Below are 18220 nucleotides of genomic sequence, written 5' to 3'. Positions count from 1 at the left end.
ATAAGGTTATAAGATAGTGTTAAAGAAAGTATAAAGCATTAAAAATAAAAATACCAAACCAGTGATTAGCATTGCAAATCCTGCAAGTTTAGCTAGCCATTGATATGCTTTGAAATTACTTTTATTTTCATATAAAGTGCTTAATTTTCCACTTTCTTTTAAGCGTTTATGCCATACGCTTCTTTCTTGTTTAATCTCTTCTTCACTAATACTTCCTGAGAAAATCACCATATCCATAGGGAAGCGATCTGCTCTAAAATGTGTATTAAAGAAGTGAATTGCAAAAATAAATCCTGTAGCAAGTAAAGCTTCATCAGAGTGAAGTAGGGTTGCTAAGTTGATTGCTTCACCTGGTAAAAATTTACCAAAGAAAGCAGGAAACCATAAAATAAGCCCTGAAATACCAATGATAAACATACCCCAAAATACTGCTAGATAATCAAATTTTTCCCAATAAGTCCAGCGGTCAAATTGCGGTCTTGGTCCAAAACCAAAGAACCATTTAAAATGATCTTTCATATCTTTAAAATCTTGCCAATTTGGCATTAAAGAATCAGGCCCAAAAGCAGCTTTTAAAACTTTCATAAAGCTTATTTTGCCAGTTATTGGATCCCTTGCTACATCACGGCGTTTCCAATTTACGATGATGATTTCTCCAATGTGAGAGAAAAATACTGCAAACATTACTATGGCTGAAATATGATGTATGGTTGCAGCGTTAATGATATCTCCACCCATTAAATCAATCATAGGTTTAGCCCATGCTGAATCATAGAATTTTTGCGGTAAGCCTGAGAAAGCAAGACCCAAAAAGCTAGCTGCCATAAAGAAATGTTGAATTCTATGGAAAGTACTAAATCTTCTTACTCTTACTTTATCTTCATGTGCTGCTTTTCTTGCTTCTTTCCATTCTTTAGGGTATTTTATACGCATAGCAATTAAACGCAAGCACCAAAGTATAGTATGGGCTCCAAAGAAAACAAATACAGAAATCACCAAAATAGTCATAAATATATAAGCACCATGTAATCCAGGATATTTTTCTCCATCACTATGATCAGCATGCGCCATCCAATTTACGAAATTTTCATTTGCATTTGGGTGACATGTTTTACAAGTTTGAACACGGTTAATTGGCGAGAGAGTTGAGCTTCTTTCACTTGATTTTAAAATATTGTGTTTACCATGACAATCAGAACAAGTAGCAACACTTGGAGTTTCACCTGGAGTGCTTAAAAACATACCTTTACCATGGAAAGTCATATGAAAAGTTGCGCTTTTTTGTTTATGGCATAGTGCGCATTTTTGATCGACTAATTGTTTTTGTGAATAAATTCCTGAATGTTTTGGGGTAACATGAATAGAGTGACAAGTCGCACAAGATGGTTTTTCTTTTTTCTTTTGCATATCTTGAGCAGGTAAGAACTTTTCTACTCCATGAGCGCTTTTTGCCAAAGCATTACTTGCTTTTTCATGGCAAGTTGCGCATTTTTGATTGATTAAGTTTTTACTTGCTGCAATATCAGCTCTAATGCCTTTACCTTTTTGAGCATGACAATCACGACAAGATGGGGTATTGCTAAATTTAAATCTTGAGTGGATAGTATCTTTAAATTCGATAATTTCTTTAGCTTTTTCCCATTTAACTGTGTCTATTTTTTCAACTTTTCTACCTGAAGTTATCCATGATTCAATGCCATCAAGCATTACAACAGAGTTTTTATAGCCAAGTTCTATAGCAACTGCGGCAGCTTGAGAAGCTTCAAATCTAAAACGATTTAAACCATAAAATACTAAATTTGCATTTTTATCATTAGGTAATAAATTTTGCCAATTTTCCACATAGGTTGATATGGAATTAGGTATATAGCCATTAGCTTGTCTATCTTGCTCTGAGTTGACATCAAAAAAATAAGTATTATTTTGATCTAGCATTTCTTGAGCTTGCGCTAAGCTAATGCTTTTTACACCTTCTATTGAACCTATTTCTCCATTAGCCTCAGCAAAAATAAATCCTGATGGCATAAAAAGAGTAAAAAGGACAATAAAAAGTCGAGTGATTAAATTTTTCAAGACTAGCTCCTTATTTTAAGGAAGAATTTTTCATTCTTCCTTTGTTTTTATTTACCATTTAGGATATTTTGTGCTTCTTGGATATAAATTAAAGCTTCTTCTATGATTTTCTTAGAATAAGCAGGCCCATGAACACCCCAAGAACCATCTTTTTCTAGTCTATCAGCTATGGCTTGAGCTTGATTAGTTAGGCTTAGCACTTTTGATTTTTGCTCTATTGAAAGTTTGGTTTTTTCAGCAAAAGTTTTATCAATATTTGCTATGCCTTTTCTAATTTTATCATAGCCTTCTTTAACAGGGTTTTGCCACTCCATTACTTTATCATAAATCATTTCTTGATTACTAAAGTGAAGTTTTTCAGGCAAGGTTGATTGCACAGGGCTATGACAACCACTTGCGCCAGGACCCATTAGATTAATATCACTAAAACTAGTTCTACCACAACTCCACATTAAATCAAGGAAAAATCTACCCTCATCATCTCTAGCTATAGTCCAACCACCAACTTTAGGCGATCTTTCTTTGCCTTCTGGTGGGTTAAGTGTTTTTGCGGTTTTGTCTACTTTGATATTCCATATATGAGAGGCTCTAACATTGTCAAATCCACCTTTATCAGGGTTTTGAACCGCTCCAAAGTTTTCACAACTCATCATATTTGGCATGTGACAAGCTGTACAGCTATCTTTTGCGTGAATTCCGCCTTTTTTGAAAAAGCTTGCTTGGGTTTCATGACAATCTTTGCAAGTTTTTTTAAGTTTTGTCTTAGTATAACCGCTTTTCCAATCATTAAAAGTTACTTCATGTGGATCATGACAAGTATTACATCTCATACCCTTATCATAGTGTGCTGAAGAATACATTTGAGCACCTTCTGTTCCACACGCAGGACAACTTGATTTAAAATACGCATTGAAAGGTTTTCTAGGATTGATTTTAGCATCGGTTTCATTATATGAAAATCTTTGATGACATCTTTCACAATTTGATGGCATACCCGCACCTCTTGCTCCATAAAGATGCGCTCCAGCCCCGTGGCATTCTTCGCAAGTAATACCTTTTGAGATGGTATGTTTTTGAAGTTCTTTTGGATTACCTAGTGCTTTGTAAAATTCTTCCTTACTTTTAAAGTCAAATTTAAAAGTATGACAGGTTTCACAATATGCAGTAGCAGGTTGGAAAACTGCTTTTTCTTTATAAGTTGCAGCATAAGAGTTTGTCCCCCATACTTGAGAGCCATTTCCTCCAAAATCTTCCATTTTAGTAGGAAAACCAGGTGCAAAAGCAGCTATTTTTTGTGCCATTTCAGGAGTTAAAAACTCGCTCCAAAGTCTTGAGAATTGATTACCTCCGGCGGTTAATTTACCACTTAAATCACTCAAATTTCCATCTTCAACATGGTAAGTTCCGCGCACAAGCCATCTATCTATAAAACCATATTTTGTTCTTGGTGTTCCAATGAGAGCATAAACATCATTTGGATAAATTCCATCAGGTAAAATAGTAGCTTGAGAATTATACATAGGTTTTTTTAAACCTTCAGCCCCACCAACTTCTTCCATTTCATGCGGAAAACGCACGGTTTTTGCATGACGAGAACGCTCCCAAGAGGCATATTGAGCAGGGTGACACTCACCGCATTTTTTTGGGCCTACAAATTTGTTTGGAAAATCCAAAAAAGATTCATAAGGCAAGCGATAAGTAATAGAAGCTTGTTTTAAACCATGTTCAGCAGCAAATTTAGCTCCATTTTGATTTAAAACCCAGTTTTCAGTTCTATCACTATGGGTAAATTTACCCACCAAACGCCCTTCCTTTTCATATTTGAAAATAGGGTGATGTTTGTAAAGATAGTCAAAAAATGCATCTTCTTGGGCTACATAACCATCAAGGGTTCTAGGCTCTGAAGAAGCAAAAGCTTGCGAACTTAAACTTATGCCTAAAGCTAAACAGGCATAGGTAGCAACCTTAGCTAATTTGTGTTTCATAACTTCCCTTTCGCGTGTTTTGTTAAAAGATAAAAATACTCTTATTTATTATCTATTAACTATTAAAGTATAATTGTGACTATTTTTTAATAAAAATTAACTTAAAATATATTTATATTTATTTTTTGTTAATTTAAATAATAAAAAATTATCATATAGAAAAAAAGAAGTTATTTGCTAAATACTAAATTCTACTTATAGTCCCTACTACCTTACCCACGATTAAAAAATCGCCATTTTGATAATGAACATCTGCATAGCTTAGATTAAAAGAGTGCAGATAAACCCCACCTTTATTACTTTTAAAAATTTGTTTGATAAACAAACCATCTCGAGTGTTTACCGCAAAAACTCCGCCTTCTTTAAAGCTTTTACTTTTATCTACTAAGCATAAAGAATCATCTTTTATTTCAGGTTCCATGCTATCGCCTATACATGGGATGATATCACAATCTTTAGAGCCAAAAAAATCACTTAGTTTTTCATCTATAATCACTTCAGAAAAACTTACATTATCATTTAAAGCCCCACCTCCCATAGAAGCATTAACATCATAATATTTTAAAACATTATAGTTTAGATCAAGTGATGGAGTATTACTCTCAAGAGAGTCTTCATAAAAAAATGCATTGATATTGATATTTCTTTCATTTAAAAAATGAAGTATTTGCTTATAAGGTATGGAATTTCTAAATTTCATACTATAAAAGGTATCAGGATTGATATTTAGCATTTTAGCCACATCAGAATCTTTGGCGTTTTTTATGCCTTCTTTTTGGAGTATAAATTTAAGTTTATCAGTAATTTCATTCATTTGCATAAAAATCCTTTTAAATAAAAAGCATTTTAGCAAATTTTCTTTTATTTTGCAAGAATTCTTTTAAATTAAAAGATATTTAGCTTCCAAATTCATGGAAGCTAAAAATTATTTATTAATTAAGCTTTTGATGTATTGATCTACCATGTATAAGCCATTGCCATTATCGCTTATGAGTTTGATTTTATCTACTATACCTCTAAAAAGTGCTTCTTCTTCGTGTTGTTCGCTTACATACCATTGCAAGAAATTAAAAGTAGAATAATCTTTACTTGAAAGCATAAAATCTACAAGATTGTTAATAGAAGCAGTGATACTTTGCTCATGCTCAAAAGTTTTTTCAAACACATCAAGCAATGATTTAAAATCACTATCAGGTTTTTTAACTTCTTTTAATTCTACTTTAGAATCAGTTTCATTCAAATAAGTGATGAGTTTTCTAGCATGATCACTTTCTTCTCTTGCATGCTCAAACAAAAACGCACCCGCACCATCAAAGCTATGCTCATAGCACCATGAACTCATACTCAAATATAAATTTGCTGCATACATTTCTTTGTTGATTTGCTCGTTTAATAAAGCCACTACTTCTTTAGATAGCATTTTTTCTCCTTATGAATTATTTTTTTATTATATTAGTTAGAACTACATTAAAAATACATTAATAAGCGTATTTATAAATTATAAATTAATATTAAAAGAAAAAACACTACCTTTTTGCGGGTTAGATTGAATTTTTAAAGAACTTTTGTGTAAAGTGAGTATTTTTTTAACTAAAAACAATCCTAGTCCAAAAGAGTTGTTGTGTGTTGAGTTTGCTTTGTAGAATTTTTTTGTTATAAATTTAAGGTGTTTTTCTTCTATGCCTATACCTTGGTCTATGATAGTAAAATTTTGATTTTTTATGATGATTAGTACCTCTTTTTTACTGTATTTTAGAGCATTGTCTATTAGATTAATGATAACTTGTTCTATGAGAAATTTATCCGCTATGATAAAGCTTGTTTGGCCTTGAATTTTCAACCTATCATCTCTAAAACTTTCTAATAAATTTTTACTTAAAGCATATAGGTCAAATTTTTCTAAATTTAAAGAATTAAAATTAAGATTAAAAACAAAATTGAGTTTATGTGTTAGTTGATTGATTTTTACACTTTGTTTGTGAATTTTTTCAAGTAAAAATAATTTCATATTTTCATCATTAGTTTCTTTTAAAGATTGCAAGCTCAAATCTATAACGCTTATAGGATTTTTAAGCTCATGTGATATAGCGCTGATTACATTGCTTAGTTGGGTGTTTTTGGTTTGAATTTTTTTAGCTTGTTTTTTGTTTTTTAATTCTTGCTTGATGAGTAATTTTTTAATTTTCAATAAGCGTAAATTTAAATTTTTTAATTCATAAACGAAATTATATTTTAAAATGAAATTAGTATTTGATTTGATACTTTTAACAAACAATAATAATTCTTGAAAATAATTTTTGAAAAAATTAAATACAACAAAATAAAACACAACAAGTATAAGTAAAAAGAAAGAAAAAATAATAATATTTTTAATCCAAAAATTTTGCACCAAAGAGTGTATTTTAGGATATACAATGATGATGTATTGATAGTTTTTATAAGTATAAGCTTTAAAATAAATTTCTTTTTTCTTATAAAAATCATGAGTAAAATTAGATTCAAAGTGATTTAGAAAATAAGAATAATCTTTTAATGATGAAAAAATATCATCATTTTGTTTAATGATAAAATCTGCTCTAGTATTTTGAGCAAATTGCTTGATATTGTTGGAATTTAGTGTATCTAATAACTGAAATTGTAAAATATCATTGAGTGTTTTTAGTTTTTGCTCGTAAGTGTTTTTTACCGTAGTATTGATATAACTTTCATTGAAAAAATAAAACAATATGAAAAAAGCAATACAAAAAAATCCAAGTGTAAAAAGGAAAAATGTTTTTATTTTTAGCACAATTTATAGCCCACCGAGCGCACTGAAATGATATTCTCTTTAATTTGTGGAATTTTTTGTTTTAATCTTAAAATAGCTGTATTGATTGTCTTATCGCTTGTTGTGTCATTTTTCCATACTTGCTCACTTAAAAATTGACGGCTTAGAAGTTGATTTTTGTGATTAAAAAAACACTTGAGTAATTCTACATCTAGGGTTGATAAATTTTCAAATGTATTTGTTTGATGAATTAATTTCCTTTCTTCTATATATAAAGTAAAATCTTGATAAGAAATTTGTTCTTTTGGAGTTTTATTTCTTTTAGTTACGGCTTTGATTCTAAATAAAAGTTCATTAAAATCAAAAGGTTTGCATATATAATCATCACAGCCTTGCTCAAAACCTTCTAAAATATCTTTTTGTAAAGTCTTTGCACTAAGAAAAATCACAGGCTCCATATAACCTTTTTTTCTTAATTGTTTTATCATCTCTACACTATCGCCACTTGGTAAATTTCTATCCATGATGATTAAGTCTATTTCATTTGTATCTAGAAAATTTTCTAAGTCAAAAAAATCAAAATAACTATAAATTTTTATATTTTCTTGGCTAAGTCTTAGTGTGATTAATTCATTTAAGTCTTTATCATCTTCTATCAAAATAATATTTAACATATAAAAATTATATCAAAAAATATATGTATCCAAAATGTTTCCAAGTTTTTTTAAATTTTCATTACTTTTTAACTAAGGAGAAAAAATGAAAAAACTTTTGGCTTTAAGTGTGGCTTGCTTTGTTAGTTTAGAAGCAGTAGAATTAAAAATAGCAGGTTCATCAACGGTGTATCCTTTTACTTCTTTTGTTGCTGAAGAATATGCTGTTATAAAAAATACAAAAACACCTATAGTTGAAAGTCTTGGCACAGGTGGTGGTTTTAAAGTTTTTTGTGAAGGAATTACTGATATTTCTAATGCTTCAAGGGCAATCAAGCCAAGTGAATTTGAAACTTGTAAAAAATCAGGCGTGAGTGATATAGTCGGTATTATGATAGGTTATGATGGCATAGTTTTAGCTCAAAATAAAATCAATGCTCCATTAAATATAAGCTTACATGAGTTATTTTTAGCTTTGGCCAAAGAAATTCCACAAGATGGAAAATTGGTCCCAAATCCTTATACAAATTGGCAACAAATCAATAAAAATCTACCAAATAGAAAAATTACAATCTATGGTCCTCCATCAAGTTCAGGAACAAGAGATAGTATAGAAGAGCTTGTAATGGTAGATATTTCTAAAAAAATTCCTGAATATAAAGGTGCATATAAAACTATACGCCAAGATGGAGCATTTATACCAAGCGGTGAAAATGATAATTTAATTGTTTCAAAACTTTCTGTTGATAAAGAAGCTTTTGGGCTTTTTGGATACGGATTTTTAGCTAGCAATGATGATAAGATTAATGCTGCTTACATTGATGGTGTAAAAGCTGATGAGAAAAATATATCTGAAGGAAAATATAAACTAGCTCGTTCTTTGTTTATATATATGAATGCTAAGAAAAATCCAGAAGTATTTGAATTTGCAAAAATTTATATGAGTGATGATTTAGCTAAAAGCGGAGCAGAATTAGAAAAAATAGGATTGGTTCCTTTGGATGAAAAAACTTTAAAACAAACCCAAAAACATATAGAAGAAAAAGGTTTATTAACTGATGAGCTTGTTAAAACAGGGAAAGTTTTTTAATTTTTAGGATGAAAAATTGATAAAAGAAAAAATAATAAAATTAACGCTTTTTCTTTGTGCTTTTGTTAGCGTAGTAGTAAGCTTTGCTATTATGCTAACTATTTTAATAGAGGCATTAAAATTTTTTCAAAAAGAAAGCGTATTTACTTTTTTATTCTCAAGTCAGTGGGCAGCAGATGCTGCATTTGTAGGTGCTGATGGAAGTAGCAAGCATGGGGTTTTTGGTGCTTTGAGTTTATTTTGGGGAACTTTTTATATTTCACTAATAGCAATGCTAACAGCCTTACCTTTAGGCATAATGTGTGCTATTTATCTTGGAGTATTTGCAGGTAAAAAATCTAAAAACTATTTAAAACCTATTTTAGAAATCATAGCAGGAATTCCTACTGTAGTTTTTGGATTTTTCGCAGCCATAGTTGTAGCTCCTTTTATAGTGTGGTTTTTTTCTCTTTTTGGTATCAAAGCTAGTTTTCAAAGTGCCCTAGGTGCAGGTTTTATCATGGGTATTATGATAGTTCCTATAGTGGCTTCACTTTCACAAGATTGCATTGAAGCTGTAAGTTTAAAAAGGATAAATGGAGCTTATGCTTTAGGTATGACTAAAAAAGAAGTTGTATTTGCAGTAATTTTACCAGAAGCAATGCCAGGCATAGTTGCAGCTTGTCTTTTAGGACTTTCAAGAGCTTTAGGTGAAACGATGATTGTTGTTATGGCTGCTTCATTGCGTCCAAATTTAACAATGAATTTTTTAGAAGATATGACAACAGTGACTGTAAAAATAGTAGAAGCATTAAGTGGCGATCAAGCTTTTGATAGTTCTTTAGCTTTAAGTGCATTTTCTTTAGGGCTTGTGCTTTTTATTATCACATTAATCATTAATATTTTTAGCGTTTATTTGATAAACCGCTTCCATAAAAGGAAAAATTTATGAAAAAACTTTTTAAACAAAGAAAAAAAGCTTCAAAAAATTTCAAAAGATTCTGTAAAATAGGGCTTTATATAAACCTTATTTTTCTTTGTATTTTTTTATCAAGTGTAGGGTATCTTGGGATAGGAGCTTTTAAGCAAACTTACATTTATGCCCATGCTGATAGAAATAGCCCTTCATATGAGCTTTTATCGCGCGCTGAACAAAGGAAAATAAGAACAGGTCAAATCAAAGAAAAATCTTGGCTTTTAGCAAATTCTGAAGTTGATCAATATATGAAAAAAAATTACAATAAACTAAGCGATGAACAAAAAAAATTAGTTGATGAGCTAGTTCAAAAGCAAGAAATCAAACTAAGTTTTAACACAAATTTTTTCCTTAATGGAGATTCTAAATCACCTGAAAATTCAGGAATTTTTGCTTCTGTGGTTGGAACTTTGCTTGTAATGTTAGTATGTATGGCTGTGAGTATCCCAATAGGAGTTGGAGCAGCTATTTATTTAGAAGAATTTGCTCCGCAAAATGTATTTACGCATTTTATAGAAGTATGTATAAATAATTTAGCTAGCATTCCTAGTATTTTATTTGGACTTTTAGGTCTTGGAGTGTTTATTAATCTTTTTGGCATGCCTCGTTCTAGTGCTTTGGTTGGGGGATTGACTTTGGCTATTATGAGTTTGCCTATTATTATTGTTTCAACTAAAGCTGCCTTAAAAAGTGTGGATATTAATATGAAAAATGCTGCATATGCTTTAGGAATGACTAAAATTCAAATGATAAAAGGCATTATGCTACCTTTAGCAATGCCTATGATATTAACAGGTTCTATTTTAACTCTAGCAGGGGCTATTGGTGAAACCGCACCTTTGATGATTATAGGTATGATAGCTTTTATACCTGATGTGGTAAATAGTGTTTTTGCACCAACAAGTGTTTTGCCTGCTCAAATTTTTTCATGGTCAGCTATGCCAGAGCGTGCATTTTTAGAAAGAACAGCAGCAGGGATTATAGTGCTTTTATCTCTTTTGGTGATTTTAAATTTAGCAGCAATACTTTTAAGAAGATATTTTCAAGGAAAATAAAATGATAGCAAAAACAACAAATTTAAATTTATTTTATGGTAAAAAACAGGCTTTGTTTGATATAAATATGGAAATTCAAAAAAATAAAATCACAGCTTTAATAGGTGCTTCAGGCTGTGGAAAATCCACATTTTTGCGTTGTTTTAATAGGATGAATGACAAAATAGCAAAAATCGATGGTCTTGTTGAGATTGATGGAAAAGATGTTAAAAATCAAGATTTAGTTGTGCTTAGAAAAAAAGTCGGAATGGTATTTCAACAACCTAATGTTTTTGTAAAAAGCATTTATGATAATATTTCTTATGCTCCAAAACTTCATGGGATGATCAAAAATAAAGATGAAGAAGATGCTTTAGTGGAAGATTGTCTTAAAAAAGTGGGTCTTTTTGAGGAAGTAAAAGATAAACTAAAACAAAATGCTCTAGCACTTTCAGGTGGTCAGCAACAACGCCTTTGTATTGCAAGAGCTTTGGCTATAAAGCCAAAATTATTACTTTTAGATGAACCAACTTCTGCACTTGATCCTATATCTTCAAGCATTATAGAAGAGCTTGTTAAGGAATTAAGTCATAATTTTTCCATGATCATGGTAACACATAACATGCAACAAGCTAAGCGCGTAGCTGATTATACTGCGTTTTTTCATTTAGGAGAGCTTGTAGAATTTGGAGAGAGTAAAGAATTTTTTGAAAATCCTAAAGAAGAAAAAACAAAAGCTTATTTAAATGGAGCTTTTGGATAATTTTTATTTATTTAGAATTTTTGATGATATAATTAATCAAAATTTCTAAAATATATTTGTTTATTCTTAAAATCAGTATAATTAAAAATATATTTATCTTTAAAAAAGTAATTTTTAAGTAAAATTACTTTTTACTTTCAAAAGATTATTATCAAAAAGAGTATTCATGGCAAGCAAACAACTTTCACTTAAACATCTTAGTATGCCTATATTACTTGAAATGTTTTTAAGATATTTTTCTTTGATTATCAACACCGTTATGGTTTCGCAGTATTCTAACTTTTTAGTTGGAGCTATGGGTGCGGGTAATCAAGTAGCAGATTTATTTATCATTATTTTTAGTTTTTTAAGTGTGGGTTGTAGTGTAGTGATTGCCCAAGCTTTAGGGGCTAAAGATTACACTCTAGCAAGAAAAGCAATTCATCAAAGTTTATTTTTAAATGCCTTGCTTGGTTTTGTGTGTGGAAGTTTGATTTTATGGCATGGAGAGTTTTTGCTCTATCTTTTGCAAATTCCAAATGAACTTTTAAAAGACAGTGAAATTTACTTGCATATGCTTGGAATTTGTTTGTTTTTTGATGCTATGGGTATAGTTTTGGCTGCTATTATTAGGGTGTATAATATGGCTTATTGGGTTATGTTTACTACCTTATTGATGAATGTTGTGATATTTATAGGAAATTTTTATGTATTGCATTTTACTAAGCTAGAGCTTTTTGGAGTAGGACTTAGTAATATACTTGGGCGTTTGGTAGCCTTTAGTATGCTTATAGCAATACTTAGTTTTAAGCTCAAAATTCATCTTAAAATTAAAGAGATGATAAACCTTGAAAAAGTGGTACTTAAAAAGATTTTTAATATCGGTGGTTTTGCAGCAGGAGAGCATTTGATATGGTTTATACAATACACTATAGCTTTTGCTTTTGTAGCAAGTTTAGGTAAAGAAAATTTAAGTGTTCAAACGATTTATTTTCAAATTTCTTTACTTATCATGCTAGTAGGGCAAGCTATAAGCGTGGCAAATGAGATTATCATAGGTAAATTAGTTGGTGCAAAATACTTAAATGTAGCTTATAAACATACTTGGATAGCTTTGTATTTTAGCGTGGTTGCAAGTGCTTTTGTGGCTTTACTTAATTATGTTTTGCAAGATTTTACCATGGGTGTAGTAAAGCTTGAAGAAAGTTTAAAAGAACTTATGATACCACTTTTTACTCTTTCAATATTCTTAGAAATCTCAAGAACTTTTAATATAGTCATGGTGAATTCGCTAAGAGCAAGTGGTGATGCGAGGTTTCCGTTTTTAAGTGGAGTGGTATTTATGCTTGGAGTTTCTTTACCGGTTGGTTATGTGCTTTGTTTTTATGCTGGACTTGGAATTTTAGGAGTTTGGGTAGGTTTTTGTGCAGATGAGTTTTTACGCGGTATAGTCAATTCATATAGATGGAAAAGTAAAAAATGGCAAGGCAAAGCACTAGTATAAAAGGAATTTTAGAATTTAAAGAATTTCGTTTTGCTTTTGAAAAGAAAAAACTTAAATACTTAAGACTTAGGGTAGATAGGGATTTAACTTTCAAGCTTAGTATACCGCTATATTATGAGCAAAGAGATGTTTTAAGATTTTTAGAAAAAAATGAAAGTTGGATTAGAGCCAAAGAAAAAGAACTTTCTTTAAAAAGAGTAGTTTTAGCAAGTGATGAATTGTATTTTTTAGGTAAAAAATACAAGCTAGTTTTTAACGAAAATCATAAAAAGGTTCTTATAAAAAAAGATAAAATTTTTGCAAAAAATCAAAAAGCCTTAGATCTTTTCTTAAGGCGTAGTGCTAGGGTGATTTTTGAGTATTTTATAAAAAAATGGCAATTTATCCACAAGAGAAAGGTACAAAGAATTTGTATTAAAGAAATGATTTCAAGATGGGGTTCTTGCAATCATCAAAAAGCATATATAAACTTAAATTTAAAACTCATGCAAAAACCTATAAAAGCTATAGAATATGTGATTTTGCATGAACTTACACATTTAATCTACCCACATCATCAAAAAGAATTTTATGATTTTTTACATAAATTAATGCCTGATTACAAGACAAGAGAGGTTTTTCTAAAAAGTCTTATTTTTTAACAAAAATTTATTTTAATTTAAAAAATCATTTATTAAAATAAATTGTTTTTAAATATCTTTTAAAGGAAAAACAATGAAAAGAAGAAATTTGTTAAAAGTAGGTGCTCTTGGTTTAGCTGCTATGCTTTTTAGCGGTGTGGCTTTAAATGCTAATGATGTAGTTAATTTTCCAAAAGATAAGCAAAAAGCTTTATTGCTCTCAAGTTCAGGCTATAAAGACACTGGATATTTAAACCATGCTTTACCTTGGCTTAAAGAATTTGTTGAAAAAAATAACTTAAAAGGCAAAAAAGTAGCATTTATACCTTATGCAGGTGTTAGAAAAACTTATGAACAGTATGAAGCACAAGTTGCTAAAGCTTTAGAAAGTTTAGGACTTCAAATAATTAGTGTGCATAGAGGTAATGCTGTTGATATTGTTAAAAGTGCTGATGCGATTTTTGTAGGGGGCGGAAATACTTTTGAACTTGTAAATCAACTTTACAATAATAACCTAGTTGAACTCATTGCAAAAAGAGTAAGTGAGGGTGTACCTTATGTTGGCTGGTCAGCAGGTTCAAATGTAGCAGGTGCAACTATGATGACAACTAATGATATGCCTATAGTTGAACCAAAATCATTCAACACTTTTAATATCTTCCCTCATCAAATCAATCCACATTTTATCTCAGGTAAGCCAGTAGGACATAATGGTGAAAGTCGTGAGGAAAGATTAGAAGAGTTTTTGATTGTTAATCCTAAAGTAGTTGTTTATGCTTTGCCTGAAGGTGTTGCATTATTACTTGATGGCAAAAAAGCAAAAGTTTTAGGTATGGATAAAAATGCTCCACTTTTAAAACTTGAAAACAAAAAAGAAATTCAAAAAATCGCTATCGGTTCTGAATTTAACTACTAAAATGATAAGCTATCTATATTTTAGATAGCTTGTTTAAGCTTTCCTTAGAATTAAAATTGTTATATTTATGCTTTAAAAAAATTTAATTTTAAGGTTTTTAACTTGCTTTTAGAAATTACTTTTGATTATAAATCTAAAAACGATATTTTTGAATATTTGTTAGCTTATTATGCTAAAGATTATGTGTATGATTATGAGCAAAAAGATGAAAAAATCATCATTAAAATTAAAGGTGAAAAAGATGAAATTCAAGCCTTTTGTTCTAATTTAGAAAATATCAGCCATAGTGTTTTTTTAAACAAATTTGACTTAAAAGTTATAGAAGAAGATTTTACACCTATAAAAAAAGAAAAAACTTTCACCAAAAGAAGTTTTTTAACAAGACTTAATGCAAATGCTTATACTAATGGCGAGCTTTTAGAAAATGAATGGGGTATTTTTATAGAAGAAGAATTTAAAATAGAAGAAGAATTTAAAATAGAAGAAGATTTTAAAATAGAAGAAGATTTTATAAAAATCACTAAAGAAAATTTCTACGATAACTTGAAAAAAGCCTTAGAAAAATTAAAAAACAAAGATAAAATATATTTTAAAAGCTCAAAAGGAATATATGCTTTTGAAATTTTTAATGAAGCATTGGATGATTTTTTAATACCTTGTGATCCAAAGCATATCAATGCATTTTTTTCTTGTAATAACGAGCAGTTTAAAATCTTAGCAGGGGTTGAAAAACCTCTAATGAAACTTAAATTTAATGCTATTTTTAGACAAAATCATCAATTAAATCATGAGTATTTTAAAATAAAAATATACGATAATCTTTTCTTGTTTGCCTTATGTTTTGAGCTTGAAAAAGAAGGAATTAAGTTTTTAAATTTTAAAAAGCTAGAACATTTTGAAGATGATTTTGAAGTGGCTTTAATCGAAAATGAACTAGTAGTTTGCAGGGGTTATGATTATATTTTACCTGAGTTTAAAAATTTGATTTTTCAAAAAGAAGATAAAAATTTTGCAAGAATTTCTTGTATATTATCTGATTTTAAAGACAAAAAGCCTTTGCTTTTAGAACTTAGTAAAAAATATGATGATATTATCTTACTTGATAAAGAAATCAATCTTTTAAAACTAAATTTACCAAAAAGCTTTGATGAGTTTTATGAAACTATAAGTCAAGATGATGTTGCTAAGAGATTATTAGCTAATTATGAAAAAGAATTTACCCTAGTGCGAAAAGAACTAAATATGGCTAATAATTTTTTTAATCTTTTTGGCATGGTAGGGATGATTTTAGAGCTTGGTGAAAACGAGAAAAAAGCAGCATTAGCGCTTTTAGCTTTAGCAGATGAGAGTAAAATGGCAAAAGGTGTTAGGATAGATTTTAAGCTTAATGAGCAAAAAGAATTTGATTATACTAAGACCTTAAGAAGCGTGATGAGTTTTAAGCTTGCTGGAGTAGAAAATCAAATCATAGCCTTAGGCGTTGTTGAGAGTTTGGCGTATTTTTTAAGGGATTTATTTGATGATTTAAAGGCTAAAGAGCAAGTTGATTGTGCCGTGCTTAGTGGGAGCTTGTTTGAGCATAAAAGCCTTAGTAAAAATGTATTTAAACACATACCATTTTTTAAGTTAAGTGATGTCCCACTTTGGATATGAAATTCATATTAAAGGGCTAGTACAAGGCGTTGGCTTTCGTCCTTTTGTTTTTAATATAGCTAAAGAGCTTAATTTAAAAGGTGAAGTTTACAACAACAGCTTAGGTGTTGTTGTAATCCTTGAGTGTAGCAATGATGAATTAGAAATTTTTAAAGAAAAACTTTTTGCTAATTTACCACCTTTAGCTAGGATAGATGATTTTAATTTTTCTTATAAAAAACTTCAAAAAACTTATAATGAATTTAGTATAAGTACTTCACAAGATAGTGAAAAATTTAGTCCGATTCTGAGTGATTTTGCTCTTTGTGAGGATTGCTATAATGAATTTTATGATGAGAAAAATCCACGTTTTAAATACCCTTTCATCACTTGCACAAATTGTGGGCCAAGATTTTCTATTATAAAAAAACTTCCATATGATAGAGCTAATACGACTATGGATGAGTTTAAAATGTGTTCTTTTTGTCAAAGCGAGTATGAAGAACCTACTAATCGTCGCTTTCATGCTCAACCACTCTCATGTCCAAAATGTAAAATTACTATCTTTTTAAAAGATAAAAATCAAAATATTTTAGCTAAAGATGAAAAAGCTTTTATCTTGCTTGCAAAACTTTTAGAACAAGGTAAAATCATAGCTTTTAAAGGTATGGGTGGGTTTCATTTAATTTGTGATAGCACAAATGAAAATGCTATAAATGAACTTAGAATACGTAAAAATCGCCCTAAAAAGCCTTTTGCTATTATGGTAAAAGATCTTAAAATGGCTCAGGAATTAGCTTTTATTAATAAAGCTGAAGCAAAACTTTTAACTTCAAATTTAAAACCCATAGTTATTTTAAATAGTAAAAATATCCATAAAAGCTTAGCGCCAGATACTAATAAAATAGGTATTATGTTAGCTTATATGGGAACACATTTAATGCTTTTTGAGCATTTTAAAAAACCTATCATTGCAACAAGTGCTAATCTAAGCTCACAAAGCATTATTTATGAAGAAACAAAACTTTTAGAGCAACTTAGTGATGTGTTTGATTTTTATCTTGATTATGATAGAGCAATACATAATTCAAGCGATGATAGCATTGCTCAAGTTATCGGTAAAGAAGTAATGTTTTTAAGGACTTCAAGAGGTCTTAACCCACTTTATATTAACACAGCAGATATTTATAATGTAAAAGAAAATATTCTAGCTTTGGGAAGTGAGCTAAAAAATGAATTTGCATGTTTTTTTAAAAATCAAATTTTCATTTCTCCTTATATAGGCGATATGAAAAGTTTAGACATACAAGAGAGATTTTTTAAAATTTTAACTTTCTTTCAAAACTCTTATAAACTAAATTTTGATCAGATTTTAAGCGATAAACACCCACAATTTAACTATGTAAAAGAATTTAAAGATTATAAAAATTTTCGCGTGCAACATCACTATGCACATTTGTGCGCTTGTTTATTTGAACACAAAATTTACAAAAATGATGTTTTAGCCTTTGTTTTTGATGGAACAGGTTATGGAGATGATGGAAAAATTTGGGGTGGAGAGATTTTTAGAGCGAATTTAAAAAGCTATGAAAGGCTAAATCATTTTAAAAATTTCAAACTAATTAATGCAGATATTAAAAATATCGCAAATTTAGCTTTAGCTTTAATTTTTGATTTTAATTTAGAAAGCAAAGCTAGCGAGTTTTTAGCTAAATTTTCTCAAGTAAAATTAAATAATCTTAAAAAAATTCACACTCAAAGCTCTTTATATACGAGTTCTCTTGGTAGGATTATCGATGCTTTTGGCGCTTTTGCTTTTGATATACAAAAGCTTGATTATGAAGCACAAATTGGGCTTTTGATGGAAAAATATTATGATAAAAATCTTGATTATAGTTACAAATTTGACATCAAAGAAAAAGAAATTTGCTTTAAAAATGCTTTTTTGCAAGCTTTAGAAGATAAAGATAAAGTTAAAATTAGCACAGGTTTGCTTAATGGCATTGCAAATTTAATTATAGAATATTCAAAAGATTTTAAAGAAGAAGTGCTTTTATGTGGTGGGGTATTTCAAAACAAAACCTTACTTGAAATTTTAGTTCGAAAAAAAATTGCTTATAAAACTTCTTTACAATTTCCTTGCAACGATAGTTCTATTGCACTTGGGCAACTTGTGTATTATTTATCTTTAAAAACTTAATAAAACTCATATTTTTTTAATACTTTTTTATATACAATAAAATAAAAAT

The 18220-nt window shown here is 29.6% G+C and carries 15 protein-coding genes; 9 read left to right on the top strand and 6 right to left on the bottom strand.

The window, feature by feature from the left end; genetic code table 11:
• Positions 1-6: 6 nt before the first annotated feature.
• The 6 genes from CAMP5118_RS02355 to CAMP5118_RS02330 form a co-directional block, all read right to left on the bottom strand.
• Entirely contained in the window at positions 7-2025 is a 2019-nt protein-coding gene (locus CAMP5118_RS02355; protein ID WP_442863222.1) for a rhodanese-like domain-containing protein, read from the bottom strand.
• A gap of 95 nt (positions 2026-2120) precedes the next feature.
• Entirely contained in the window at positions 2121-4058 is a 1938-nt protein-coding gene (locus CAMP5118_RS02350) for a multiheme c-type cytochrome (protein WP_337216523.1), read from the bottom strand.
• A gap of 184 nt (positions 4059-4242) precedes the next feature.
• On the bottom strand, positions 4243-4878 hold the full coding sequence (locus CAMP5118_RS02345; RefSeq protein WP_120759114.1) for a S24 family peptidase: 636 nt from the start codon (positions 4876-4878) through the stop codon (positions 4243-4245).
• Positions 4879-4983: 105 nt separating this feature from the next.
• Positions 4984-5478 carry a non-heme ferritin gene (gene ftnA, locus CAMP5118_RS02340; RefSeq protein ID WP_012661514.1) on the bottom strand — a complete coding sequence of 165 codons (495 nt, stop codon included), beginning with the start codon at positions 5476-5478 and terminating at the stop codon, positions 4984-4986.
• A 78-nt stretch (positions 5479-5556) separates the two neighbouring features.
• The gene (locus CAMP5118_RS02335) at positions 5557-6846 is read right to left on the bottom strand and encodes a sensor histidine kinase (protein ID WP_337216522.1); all 1290 of its coding nucleotides are present in this window, start codon (positions 6844-6846) and stop codon (positions 5557-5559) included.
• Positions 6840-7499: a response regulator transcription factor gene (locus CAMP5118_RS02330; protein WP_337216521.1), complete on the bottom strand. Its 660-nt coding sequence runs from the start codon at positions 7497-7499 to the stop codon at positions 6840-6842. The genes CAMP5118_RS02335 and CAMP5118_RS02330 overlap by 7 nt, the downstream gene beginning before the upstream one ends.
• Before the next feature lie 85 nt (positions 7500-7584).
• Between CAMP5118_RS02330 and CAMP5118_RS02325 the strand changes: the two genes are divergently transcribed.
• The 9 genes from CAMP5118_RS02325 to hypF all read left to right on the top strand — a co-directional run bounded on the left by CAMP5118_RS02325 (position 7585) and on the right by hypF (position 18171).
• Positions 7585-8568, top strand: coding sequence for a substrate-binding domain-containing protein (locus tag CAMP5118_RS02325; RefSeq protein ID WP_337214717.1), 984 nt, complete (start codon positions 7585-7587; stop codon positions 8566-8568).
• 16 nt (positions 8569-8584) lie between these two features.
• Complete coding sequence (gene pstC, locus CAMP5118_RS02320) at positions 8585-9499, top strand: phosphate ABC transporter permease subunit PstC (protein WP_337214716.1); 915 nt, start codon at positions 8585-8587, stop codon at positions 9497-9499.
• Positions 9496-10578: a phosphate ABC transporter permease PstA gene (gene pstA / locus CAMP5118_RS02315; RefSeq protein ID WP_337216520.1), complete on the top strand. Its 1083-nt coding sequence runs from the start codon at positions 9496-9498 to the stop codon at positions 10576-10578. Before pstC ends, pstA begins: the two co-directional genes overlap by 4 nt.
• 1 nt (position 10579) lies before the next feature.
• On the top strand, positions 10580-11320 hold the full coding sequence (gene pstB / locus CAMP5118_RS02310) for a phosphate ABC transporter ATP-binding protein PstB (protein ID WP_337216519.1): 741 nt from the start codon (positions 10580-10582) through the stop codon (positions 11318-11320).
• A gap of 166 nt (positions 11321-11486) precedes the next feature.
• Positions 11487-12803: an MATE family efflux transporter gene (locus CAMP5118_RS02305; protein ID WP_337214713.1), complete on the top strand. Its 1317-nt coding sequence runs from the start codon at positions 11487-11489 to the stop codon at positions 12801-12803.
• Entirely contained in the window at positions 12779-13444 is a 666-nt protein-coding gene (locus CAMP5118_RS02300) for a M48 family metallopeptidase (RefSeq protein ID WP_263725108.1), read from the top strand. The genes CAMP5118_RS02305 and CAMP5118_RS02300 overlap by 25 nt, the downstream gene beginning before the upstream one ends.
• Before the next feature lie 73 nt (positions 13445-13517).
• Positions 13518-14339 carry a dipeptidase PepE gene (gene pepE / locus CAMP5118_RS02295; protein WP_263702637.1) on the top strand — a complete coding sequence of 274 codons (822 nt, stop codon included), beginning with the start codon at positions 13518-13520 and terminating at the stop codon, positions 14337-14339.
• A 102-nt stretch (positions 14340-14441) separates the two neighbouring features.
• Entirely contained in the window at positions 14442-15992 is a 1551-nt protein-coding gene (locus CAMP5118_RS02290) for a hypothetical protein (RefSeq protein ID WP_337216518.1), read from the top strand.
• On the top strand, positions 15973-18171 hold the full coding sequence (gene hypF / locus CAMP5118_RS02285; RefSeq protein ID WP_337216517.1) for a carbamoyltransferase HypF: 2199 nt from the start codon (positions 15973-15975) through the stop codon (positions 18169-18171). The genes CAMP5118_RS02290 and hypF overlap by 20 nt, the downstream gene beginning before the upstream one ends.
• The last annotated feature ends 49 nt before the right edge of the window (positions 18172-18220 follow it).

Origin of the sequence: Campylobacter sp. LMG 7929 (genome assembly GCF_024723595.1) — a bacterium.
Classification (GTDB): Bacteria; Campylobacterota; Campylobacteria; order Campylobacterales; family Campylobacteraceae; genus Campylobacter_D.
This window is presented reverse-complemented; position numbering and strand designations above follow the sequence as displayed.

Bases quoted from the DNA above. Each gene is read 5' to 3' on its own strand.
- CAMP5118_RS02355 (WP_442863222.1), bottom strand. From the start codon at position 2,025: ATGCCATCAGGATTTATTTTTGCTGAGGCTAATGGAGAAATAGGTTCA.
- CAMP5118_RS02350 (WP_337216523.1), bottom strand. From the start codon at position 4,058: ATGAAACACAAATTAGCTAAGGTTGCTACCTATGCCTGTTTAGCTTTA.
- CAMP5118_RS02345 (WP_120759114.1), bottom strand. From the start codon at position 4,878: ATGCAAATGAATGAAATTACTGATAAACTTAAATTTATACTCCAAAAA.
- ftnA (WP_012661514.1), bottom strand. From the start codon at position 5,478: ATGCTATCTAAAGAAGTAGTGGCTTTATTAAACGAGCAAATCAACAAA.
- CAMP5118_RS02330 (WP_337216521.1), bottom strand. From the start codon at position 7,499: ATGTTAAATATTATTTTGATAGAAGATGATAAAGACTTAAATGAATTA.
- CAMP5118_RS02325 (WP_337214717.1), top strand. From the start codon at position 7,585: ATGAAAAAACTTTTGGCTTTAAGTGTGGCTTGCTTTGTTAGTTTAGAA.
- pstA (WP_337216520.1), top strand. From the start codon at position 9,496: ATGAAAAAACTTTTTAAACAAAGAAAAAAAGCTTCAAAAAATTTCAAA.
- pstB (WP_337216519.1), top strand. From the start codon at position 10,580: ATGATAGCAAAAACAACAAATTTAAATTTATTTTATGGTAAAAAACAG.
- CAMP5118_RS02305 (WP_337214713.1), top strand. From the start codon at position 11,487: ATGGCAAGCAAACAACTTTCACTTAAACATCTTAGTATGCCTATATTA.
- CAMP5118_RS02300 (WP_263725108.1), top strand. From the start codon at position 12,779: ATGGCAAGGCAAAGCACTAGTATAAAAGGAATTTTAGAATTTAAAGAA.
- pepE (WP_263702637.1), top strand. From the start codon at position 13,518: ATGAAAAGAAGAAATTTGTTAAAAGTAGGTGCTCTTGGTTTAGCTGCT.
- hypF (WP_337216517.1), top strand. From the start codon at position 15,973: ATGTCCCACTTTGGATATGAAATTCATATTAAAGGGCTAGTACAAGGC.